Origin of the sequence: Stenotrophomonas sp., assembly GCF_032103445.1 — a bacterium.
Classification (GTDB): Bacteria; Pseudomonadota; Gammaproteobacteria; order Xanthomonadales; family Xanthomonadaceae; genus Stenotrophomonas.
Genome location: NZ_DAMDFR010000097.1, coordinates 1 through 10,125 on the forward strand (window position 1 = coordinate 1; position 10,125 = coordinate 10,125).

Annotated in this window: 7 protein-coding genes; 2 read left to right on the plus strand and 5 right to left on the minus strand. The window is 67.0% G+C overall.

Going from position 1 to position 10,125, the window contains the following annotated elements:
• Nucleotides 1-427 precede the first annotated feature (427 nt).
• Nucleotides 428-3,205, minus strand: a complete 2,778-nt coding sequence (locus RT551_RS20150; protein ID WP_313461813.1) for an EAL domain-containing protein — start codon at nt 3,203-3,205, stop codon at nt 428-430.
• Nucleotides 3,206-3,347: 142 nt separating this feature from the next.
• Here RT551_RS20150 and RT551_RS20155 point away from each other — a divergent pair, with 142 nt between their 5' ends.
• Nucleotides 3,348-5,453, plus strand: coding sequence for a PAS domain S-box protein (locus tag RT551_RS20155; RefSeq protein ID WP_313461814.1), 2,106 nt, complete (start codon nt 3,348-3,350; stop codon nt 5,451-5,453).
• Between the two features lie 3 nt (nt 5,454-5,456).
• Nucleotides 5,457-7,208 (plus strand): EAL domain-containing protein, encoded by a 1,752-nt coding sequence (locus RT551_RS20160; protein ID WP_311191175.1) that lies wholly within the window; start codon nt 5,457-5,459, stop codon nt 7,206-7,208.
• A gap of 621 nt (nt 7,209-7,829) precedes the next feature.
• On the opposite strand, the gene RT551_RS20165 is transcribed toward RT551_RS20160, so the two are convergent.
• The 4 genes from RT551_RS20165 to flgA form a co-directional block, all read right to left on the minus strand.
• Nucleotides 7,830-9,053, minus strand: a complete 1,224-nt coding sequence (locus RT551_RS20165) for an ATP-binding protein (protein ID WP_313461816.1) — start codon at nt 9,051-9,053, stop codon at nt 7,830-7,832.
• Between the two features lie 77 nt (nt 9,054-9,130).
• Nucleotides 9,131-9,469: a flagellar protein FlgN gene (locus RT551_RS20170; RefSeq protein ID WP_311191173.1), complete on the minus strand. Its 339-nt coding sequence runs from the start codon at nt 9,467-9,469 to the stop codon at nt 9,131-9,133.
• Nucleotides 9,466-9,768: a flagellar biosynthesis anti-sigma factor FlgM gene (gene flgM / locus RT551_RS20175; RefSeq protein WP_313461817.1), complete on the minus strand. Its 303-nt coding sequence runs from the start codon at nt 9,766-9,768 to the stop codon at nt 9,466-9,468. The genes RT551_RS20170 and flgM overlap by 4 nt, the downstream gene beginning before the upstream one ends.
• A gap of 109 nt (nt 9,769-9,877) precedes the next feature.
• Nucleotides 9,878-10,125: flagellar basal body P-ring formation chaperone FlgA (gene flgA / locus RT551_RS20180; protein WP_313461818.1), on the minus strand; the 248-nt coding region annotated here is incomplete at its 5' end.

The window sequence follows — 10,125 nt, forward strand, 5'->3', positions numbered from 1 at the left end:
AAAACATCCATGTTTTTGACGGTCCCGCAAACCCACCCCGGCACGCCCCAGACAGGTTGCCAGTGGCCATGGGAAATGCCACGGCAACATCAACGGCACCTCCGTTTCGGGGTCATGCGTTACCGAATGTTGGGCATTTCACGGCCGTCGTCTATCGACCGACGCTACCGGGTCCACGCGCTTTTGATCTTCGATGGCCACCGACCTTCTGTCGTGGCGGCTCGGGATGGGCTGGAGGGGGCGTGAGCCGCATGGATGCGGCGATCGAGCTTACATGGACGTACTTGCAGCGTCCCCCGGAACGCCCGTCCCGAGCCGCCAAACCAGAGAACTGATGACCACCGGCTGCTCGCACAGATCCAACAGCAGCCGGGCGTAGCCCGGCGGCACGTAGTGTGTGCGATTGCATGCCCGCAGAAGCAAACCTTTACGGCAGTACCACGGCCTCGCGCGGAATCACCGCCGCCCCACCCACCTTCAGGAACTGCGCGAGGTCACGCGGGGTGAGCGGGCGGGAGTACAGGTAACCCTGGATCTCGTCGCAGCCCTGGCGGCGCAGCAGGGCTTCTTCCTGCTCGGTTTCCACGCCTTCGGCGACGACTTTCATGCCCAGTGCGTGACCCAGGTGCACGATCGCCTGGGTCACTTCGGCGGTGCCGGCATCGCTCAGCATGCCCTGCACGAAACTGCGGTCGATCTTCAGGCGGCCGACCGGGAAACGGTTGAGGTAGTGCAGGTTCGAGAACCCCGTGCCGAAGTCATCGACCGCCAGCGGTACACCGTGCCGCTCCAGCACGTCGAAGCAGTGCCGCAGCACCTCGGTGTCGCGGATCAGCGCCGACTCGGTCAGTTCCAGCTCCAGCCGGCTCGGGGGCCAGCCATGGGCGTGGCAGATCTCGATCACCCGCTCGGCAAAGCCCCGGTCACGCAACTGCACCGCCGACACGTTCACCGCGATCCGGTCGAACACCAGCCCCGCCCGGTCCCAGGCCGCTGCCTGGCGGCAGGCCTCGGTCAGCACCCAGTCGCCGATGCGCACGATCTCGCCGCACTTCTCCGCAATCGGAATGAACTCCGCCGGGCTGCAGTAACCGATGCCCGGGCGATGCCAGCGCAGCAGCGCCTCGATCGCCGGCGGCTGGTCATTGGCCGCGTGCATCAGCGGCTGGTAAGCCAAGCTGAATTCCTCGCGCTCGATAGCGCCCAGCAGCGCATGTTCGATCTCCAGCATGCGCTGGATCCGGGCCAGCGCGTCCTTGCTGTAGTACTGGTAGGTGTTGCGCCCGGCTTCCTTGGCGGCATACATCGCCGCGTCGGCCGCGCGCAACAGTGAATCGAAATCGTTGCGGCTGTCGTCCAGCATCGCGATGCCGACGCTCGCCCCCACCTTCAGCGTGATGTCGCCACGCTGCAGCGGCTCGGCCAGCGAGGCGATCAGCTTGCGGGCCACGTGCCCGGCATCTTCCGGGTCGGCCAGATCGCGCAGCACCACGATGAACTCATCACCGCTGAAGCGGCCGAACAGGTCGGCGTTGCGCAGGCTCTGGTGCAGGCGTGCCGCGGCCGCCTTCAGCAGGGTGTCCCCGGTCGCGTGACCAAAGGTGTCGTTGATGGTCTTGAAGCCGTCCAGGTCGATGAACAGCATCGCCAGCGACGCGCCCCGGTCACGCGCCTCCTCGATCGCCTCGGCGGTCTGCTCACGCAGCAGCATCCGGTTCGGTAGCCCGGTCAACAGGTCGTAATGCGCCAGCAGCTCGATCCGCTCGTTGGCCTCACGCTCGCGGGTGATGTCACGGAACAGCACCACGAAGCGCGTCGGCAGGCCGTCGCGATGGTCCAGTTCAATCAGTACCTGCACCCAGATCCGCAGGCCGGAGTGGCGATAGAAGCAGAGGTCGAGCTGTTCGGGCAGTCCACCGTCGGCAATGCGGGTCAGCGCCGCCTCGAAGCTGTCGCGCGAATCCTGCGTGTACAGCGCCAGTGCCTGATCCAGGGTGATCGGCTGCTTGCGCAGGCCGTGGATGCGGTAGCACTCCTCGGTCCACTGCATGTTGCGCGTGCCCACCTCGATCTCGCAGCCGCCAATGCGGCCCAGCGCCGAGACGCGGTTGAGCAGTTCCGTGCGCCAGCGGATCAGCGCATCGGTCTGGTGTTGTTCGGTGATGTTCTGCACCTGCCCCAGCAGGCGCTGGAGGCGGCCATCCGGGCCCAGCAGCGGCTGCATCCACAATCGGAGGTACAGCACGCCCTCGCTGCCGCGCGGCAGCTCCAGGTCGAGCGTGGCCGGCTTGCCGTCGCGCAGCAGGCGCCGCCAAGCGCGTTGCAGTTCGGTGCGCGACGACGCGGACAGCAGGCGCAACCAGCGTCGGCGGCTGCGCGGGGCGGTGGCCACGCCCAGCAGCGCCAGCAACTCTGGCGACCACCAGAATTGACGGCTGTGCGGGTCCCACGACCAGCTGCCCATGCTGGCAATGCGTTGGGCTTCACGCAGGTGCAACTGCTGCTCCAGCAGCAGTGACTCCATGCCCTTCTGCGCCTGGATGTCGGTGTGCGTACCCACCATGCGCAGCGGCTGGCCGTCCACGGTGCGGGCCACCACCCGCCCCCGGTCCAGCACCCAGCGCCAGCCACCCTCGGGGTGGCGGATGCGGTACTGCGCACTGTAGACCTCCCCCTCGCCGCGCAGATGCGCATCCAGCGCAGCGCGTACCGCCGGCTGGTCGTCCGCGTGGACCTGCGACAGCAGGGCGCTGCCCGCACCGGCCGGTGCCGCTTCGTCATCCGTCCGCGGCACGTCGTCCCAGCGCCGCGAGCGGGTCACCGCGTCGCGCGGCAGGTCCCAGTCCCACAGGCCGTGGCCGGCGTGGTCCAGGGCCAGCTCCCAGCGGCTGCCGGCATACGGGGCCACCGGCTCGGGCACGCTGAGGGTAAACGCCAGCAACTGGCCGTCCGGGTCATGCACCGCGCGCAGCCAGCCATCAAACCGGCCACGCGGTCCGCCCGGCAGCTGGCACGGCACCAGGCCGCCATCGGCGGCCAGCAGGCGCAGCGACTCCAGCAGTTCACCATAGGCTGCCACGGTTGCCGGCAGCCCATGCTCGCGCGCGGCCGGATTGGCCGCGAGCGGACGCCCGGTCCGGTCCAGGATGACCAGGGCCGAGGCCAGGGGGTGCTGCAGCAGACTCGCGATAATCCCTTGGTCCACGCGGTAAGACTCCGAAAAGCGCACCCGACAGCCGGGAACGTAACCGTTAGCGGCGGCCCTGGCCGATAGTTGAGTGCCATGTGCGTGCCGACCCACTACTATCTACGGACTCCCCAGCCTTGTTCCGGTTACCCCGCCGCCCATGACCGACGCCTCGTCCGGCTCGCCGCCGCCCTCCGCGCATGATCGACCGCTGGCCCGTGCCCTGCGCCGCGATCGCTGGCGGGTGGTGATCGGCTATCTGGTGCTGGCGCTGGTCTGGATACTGGCCAGTGACGCCGCCGTGCAGATGATCGCGGTGGACCCGCTCACGGCTGCCCGCTGGCAGACCGCCAAGGGCGCGTTCTTTGTCATTGCCAGCGCAGCCGTCATCTATCTGCTGCTGCGGCCGCTGGCCCAGCATGTACTGGATGCGCATGCCCGGCTGGCCCAGTCCGCCTTGCGGCACCGGCAACTGTTCGAGGACAACCCCGGCCCGATTCTGGTCTATGACCTGGAAACGCTGGAGGTGCTGGATGTAAACCCGGCGGCCTGCAGCCTGTTTGGCTGGAGCCGCGAGGAGTTTCTGGCCCTGCCGATGACCGCGCTGTGGCCACCCGGCGACGAAGCCACCATGAAGGCCAAGCTGGAGCAGATCCGTTCCCACCCCGAACAACTGTGCGTGATCACCGCCGACCTGGTGCTGAAGGACGGCAGCCCGCGGCGCATGGAAATGCGCAGCAACTATCTCGATTACGACGGCCGCCCGGCCCGGCTGCTGATCGCGATCGACCGCACCCGCGAGGACCAGGCCCTGCGCCGCCGCGACCAGGCCCTGGCACGGGTCGAGGAAGCGCACGAAATGGCGCGCATCGGCGCGTGGGAAGTGGACCCGGCCACCGGTCTGGGTCGCTTTGCCGACCAGGTGTACCACCTGCTCGGTCGTCGCCCACCCGGCGCGCGCCGCTGGCACCGCTTCGACGAACTGCTGGTGCCGGCCGACTCTTCCACCGCCGCACTCAGCGAACAGCTGTTACAGGACATGCGTGGCGAGCAGGTGCAGATCGATGTGCTGCTGCCGGTGTTGGCGATGGATGGTCGCGCATTGATGGTGCACCTCCGCGCCGAAAGCGGCCACGATGATGCCGGTCGTCCGCGCGTGCTCGGCACCCTGCAGGACGTCACCGAGCGCGAGCAGTCGCGGCGCTTGCTGCGCGAACGCGAAGAACAGTTCCGCGAACTGGTGCGGGTGCTGCCCGACGGCGTGGTGATCCTGTCCGACGAGCACGTGCTGTACGCCAACGCCTGCGCGGCCGCCCAGTTTGGCTACGGCCAGCACACCCTGCTGGGTGAGCCGCTGTCCGCACTGGTGGAGGGGCGCGACCTGGCCCGGGTGCGCGCGCAGCTGTTCGCGACCATTCCATTGCCCGGCACCGGGGCCGGTGAGGTCATCGGCATGCGCCGGCTGGATGGTCACTGCTTCCAGGCCGGTCTGGCCGTGGGCGACGTGCGCTACGGCGGACGCAATTGCAAGCTGCTGATTGTCCGCGACCTCAGTGAACCCGAACGCATTCGTGAAGCACTGGAAACCAGCAACGGCGAACTGCAGGCCATGGCCGGGCGCCTGTTCTCGCTGCAGGAGGACGAGCGCCGGGCGATCTCGCGCGACCTGCACGATGACATCGGCCAGGCGATCACCGCGATGAAGCTGTCCGCGTTCGCCGCACGCGACGAAGAGGACGCGCAGCGACGCTGCGAGGACCTGCAGCAGATCATCCATCTGGCCGACGCCACGGTGGCGAAGGTGCGCGACATTTCCACCCTGCTGCGCCCGCCGCAGCTGGACGCGTTGGGGCTGGAGGCCGCACTGCGCTGGCAGGCCGGCATGTTGTTCCGTTCCGGCACGATCGAACTGCTGCCCGATATCCAGTCACTGCCGCGCCGCCCGCAGAACGACATCGAGCAGGCCTGCTTCCGCATCGCCCAGGAAAGCCTGACCAATGTGCTGCGCCACGCCCGCGCCAGCCAGGTCCACCTGCAGCTGCACGACGTGAACGACCAGGGCCTGCACCTGCAGGTCCGCGACGACGGCGAAGGCTTCGACCCGGACGGCCCGCGCGGGCTCGGCCTGATCGTCATGCGCGAGCGCGCACAGAGCGTGGGCGGCACCCTGAAAATCGAGTCGGCGCACGGTGCCGGCACCCTGATCGACCTCTATCTGCCGTACCGCAGCGACAGTGCGGTGCCTTCTGAATCATTGGAACACTGAGTCATGTGGAACCCTTCCCTGCCCCTGGTCAGCATCGAGGACGCGCCCCCGCGCCTTGGCGCAGGCAATCCCGAACTGCAGGCCATGGTGCATGAGGCCGCCTCCGGCGGCACACCGCTGATGCTGATGCACGTGGACATCGACCACTTCGCGTCGGTCAACGAAAACATGAGTGCGGAAGTGGGCGACCAGGCCCTGGTGCTGATCGCGCAGCGCCTGCAGCACCACCTGCGCGGGCGCGGCAAACTGTGGCGCCATGGCAGCGACGAGTTCCTGATCGCAGTCCCCCGTACCGGCGACCTGCCGTTGCCGGATGACCTGGCCGAAGAGATCCGCCAGCAGCTGGAGCTGCCGTTGTCGGTACTGCCGTACACGTTGTTCATGACCGGCAAGCTGGGCGTGAGCCTGTGCCCGGAGCATGCCAGCGAACCGTCGCGGCTGCTGGACCATGCCGAGGATGCGTTGCACCAGGCGGCCCGAGAAGGCGGCAACGCGGTGCGCATCCATGCGGTGAACACGCCGTCCAGCGCCCACAGCGAGAGCATCATCGCGCGGCAGATCGTCGATGCGATCCCCAACGGCGAACTGAAGCTGCGCTACCAGCCGCTGGTAAGCGCGCGCGACGGCCACGTGGTGGGCATGGAAGCGCTGCTGCGCTGGCAGTCGCCGACGCTGGGCATGCTGGTACCGGAGCGTTTCATGCGCACCGCCGAGCGCCTGGGCATCATCGTGCAGATCGGCACCTGGGTGCTGGAAGGTGCGCTCAAGCAGGCCCGCCAATGGCGCGACCAGGGCTTTGACGATTTCACCATCGCGGTGAACGTATCGACGCTGCAGCTGCTGCGCCCGAACTTCTTCGCCGAGGTGATGGCGATGATGCAGACGCTGGGCGTGCCGGCGCACATGCTGACCCTGGAGATCAACGAAAGCGCGCTCACCAACAACGTCAATTTCGTCCACGAAACGCTGGTCAACCTGCGCAACGAAGGCATCAGCCTGAGCCTGGACAACTTCGGCACTGGCGACTCCAGCCTGAGCGCGCTGGTGCGCTACCCGGTGGACAAGCTGAAGATCGACCGCAGCTTCATCAAAAGCGCCCCGGCGGGCAACCGCGAGGCGGCGATTGCGCGCGCGATCATCGCGATGGGCCATCAGCTGGGCATGACGGTGATCGCCAACGGGGTGGAGTCGCAGGCGCAGCTGGGCTTCCTGCGTCGCAACGACTGCGATGTGTTCCAGGGCTATCTGTTCGGCGAACCGATGTCGGCTGACGCCGCCGGCATGACCCTGCGCCGGCGCTACCTGCGCCCGGAGGCCTTCGCGGAAACCCGTCCGGACCGCACGCTGCTGCTGCTGGACGACGAGGAAAACGTGCTGCGCTCGCTGGTCCGCCTGTTCCGCCGCGACGGCTACCGCATTCTGGCGGCGGGCAATGTGCGCGATGCATTCGACCTGCTGGCGATCAACGACGTACAGGTCATCCTGTCGGACCAGCGCATGAGCGACATGAGCGGCACCGAGTTCCTGGGCCGGGTGAAGATGCTGTACCCGGACACGATCCGGCTGGTGCTGTCCGGCTACACCGACCTCAACACGGTCACCGACGCGATCAACCGCGGCGCGATCTACCGCTTCCTGACCAAGCCCTGGAACGACGACGAACTGCGCAAGCACATCCACCAGGCCTTCCGCACCCACGAAGAACAACGCCGCGCCAACACCGCACCGCCGGTGGCAGCCGAAGACGAGCCGTGATGGTTGACCGCATCTGATTGCACGCTGCGATTGCATGCTCCGCACGCCAAACGCTGCAATTGCACGCTCTACGTAGAGCCGGGCTTGCCCGGCTGCTGTTGGATTCGTGCGAACAGCCGTCGGCTCACAGCATCCCAGGCTTGGCAGCTCGGGACGGGCGTTCCGGGGGACGGCGCAAGTACGTCCCTGTAGCCTCAGTCGCCGCATCCATGCGGCTCACGCCCCCTCCAGCCCATCCCGACCCGCCACGACAGTGCGTCGGTGGCCATGGAAGATCAAAACCCGTTCGCGGCTCCGGTGGGATCGGTCGACAGACGATCGCCGTGAAATCCCCAACATCCGGTAGCGCATGACCCCAGATCGACATCGCCGTTGATTTGGCACTGCCCCTGGCCACCGGCCAACTGTCTGGGGCGTGCCGGGGTGGGTTTGCGGGACCGTCAGAAACATGGATGTTTTTGACGAGCCTCCAGGGATGGATTCACGGCGTGTCCCGCAAACCCACCCCGGTGCGCCCAAACACGGGAACCGATGACCACCGGCTGTTAGCCCAAATCCAACAGCAGCCGGGCGAAGCCCGGCGACACGTAGATCGTGCAATCAAGGCTGTAGGCGCTGACCCTACCGCGGCTGCTTGATCGGCAGCACCAGGCGGAACTTCGAGCCCACGCCTGGGGTGCTGTCCAGGTCGATGCGGCCGTGGTGCTTGTTGACGATGCTGTAGGAGATCGACAGGCCCAGGCCGGTGCCGCTGCCGACGGGTTTGGTGGTGAAGAACGGGTCGAAGATGCGCTGGCGCAGTTCCGGCGAAATACCACCGCCGGTGTCCTCGAACTCCACCCAGACGGTCTCGCCGTCCACGCCGGTGCGCACCGTGATCGTGCCGCGTTCGGCAATCGCGTGGCCCGCGTTGAGCAGCAGGTTCATGTAGACCTGATTCAACTCTGATGGCAGGCATTCCACCAGCGGCAGCTGGCCGAATTCGCGCTTCAGATCGACCTTGTACTTCAGCTCGTTCCAGATGATGTTGATCGTCGATTCCAGGCCCGCATGCAGGTCCACCAGCTTCCACGACTCATCGCGGCCCGAATACGAGAAGTCTTTCAGATCGCGCACGATCCGCGTCACCCGCTCGATGCCCTCGCGGGACTCCGCCATCAGCTGCGGCAGGTCGCGGCTGATGAAGTCGATATCGAAGCGGTTGCGGATATCGTCGATTTCCGGGATCAGCGCCTTCGGGTCCGGTGCACGCAGCGCCCGTTCGTACGCTTCGATCACCGTGAACAGGCTGCGCAGGTATTCCTGCAGGCTGCCCAGATTCGAATGCACATAACCGATCGGGTTGTTGATCTCGTGCGCCACGCCCGCCGCCAGCTGACCGATGGACGCCATCTTTTCCGACTGCAGCAGCTTCTCCTGCGTGCCGTTCAGACGCAGGTACGCCTGGCGCAGCTCCGCATGGCGCTGCTGCAGCTCGCGCTCGTAGTCTTCCTGACCCTCGATGCGACGGAACAAGGCCAGATAGTGGCGCTGGCCCGCGTCATCGTGTTGGTAGACGTGCGCGATCACCATCCGCTCGCCGACCGGCAGGCTGCCATTCCAGTGCCCATGGCTGCGCGCGTGCTCCAGCGCATCCGGTGGCAGCAGCTGGCGCAGCCAGGTGGCCGGGTTCAAGCCGGCTTCGCGCTCGGCCGGGGCCAGCATGCCGCGCACGGCGGCGTTGGCCAGCGCAATGCTGCCGTCCTCGCGGAACAGCAGCACGCCTTCATTGATCTGCTCGAACAGGGCCAGCAGCACCGGCTGCGGCGGCAGCGCCGCGGTGACAAACGTTTGGGGTGTGGGCACGGTCAAAGGGGGCAGTTGATTCCGGTGCCCAATATAACCGCGTTCAGATGGTGCGGGTGCGTTCGACCCGCGCGCGCTCAGGCCACCGCCAGCGGGCGGCGTGGGTGCAGCGTGTGCGACTGGCCCTTGGCGTCGTAGGCCGAGGATTCTTCGCTGCGGCCCAGCTGGCGCAGCGCCCAGTTCACTTCGCGGCGGCGCCGCGACAGCAGCACGCCGTTGGCGCGGTTGCGCTCGGCCAGCTCCTGTAACCGCTCGGCATGGCCCAGCGGCGGCGTGCCTTCCAGGGCCCGCAGTGCCTCCAGCTTGGCGCTGGTGGCGCGGATCAGGGCCTGCACATCATGGTCCACCAATGCCTGGCGCTCGACGTCCAAGGCATCGCTCAGGCGCTGCAATGGCTCGCTCATCGCCGGTTTCATCCCTGCAGCTGCTGGTCCAGCTCAAGCATGCGCGAGGCAATCGCGTCCGGGTTGATCTTGTAGGTGCCGTTCTGCAACGACTCGCGCACGGCCTGCACGCGGTTCGCGTCGATGGCCGGGGCGGTGCTCAGTTCGCGCTGCAGGGCCTGCAGGCTGGTGGCCTCACCGGTCAGCTTCACGCTGGCAGCCGCGTCCACCGGGCGCGCCGGGGAATCGGTGCTGACGCTGGGCTTGTTTCCCGGCGCAATGCTGCGCAGATGGGCGGTCGCCTGCAGGTTGCCGTCGATTATCTGGCTCATGGAATTGTCCTGGGGAATTGCGTTCACAAGGGATAACGGCACGAGGACCGCCATCTTTAGGGGCTTTTGCGGTTTTTTTCCACTTTCAGCCCCGGATTCAGTTTTCTGCTCACCGCGTCACAAAAACGTCGCCACTGGCCGCGACCGTACCCTGCACGATCTTGCGTGAAGACAGGTTCTCGACTGACACCCGTTCATTTTCACCGGCGTCGGCCAGGGCCTTGCCGGCCACCCGCACCTCCACCCCGCCCCGCCGCGACACCAGCGAGACGCTGTCGCCCCGGCGGATCAGCCGCTGCGCGACCAGATCGTTGGCCGACAGCAGGCTGCCCGCGGCCAGCGTGCGCCGAGCCACCC

What these genes read in the sequence shown, in the direction of transcription:
- RT551_RS20155 (WP_313461814.1), top strand. Translation starts at nt 3,348, where the DNA reads ATGACCGACGCCTCGTCCGGCTCGCCGCCGCCCTCCGCGCATGATCGA.
- RT551_RS20160 (WP_311191175.1), top strand. Translation starts at nt 5,457, where the DNA reads ATGTGGAACCCTTCCCTGCCCCTGGTCAGCATCGAGGACGCGCCCCCG.
- RT551_RS20170 (WP_311191173.1), bottom strand. Translation starts at nt 9,469, where the DNA reads ATGAAACCGGCGATGAGCGAGCCATTGCAGCGCCTGAGCGATGCCTTG.
- flgM (WP_313461817.1), bottom strand. Translation starts at nt 9,768, where the DNA reads ATGAGCCAGATAATCGACGGCAACCTGCAGGCGACCGCCCATCTGCGC.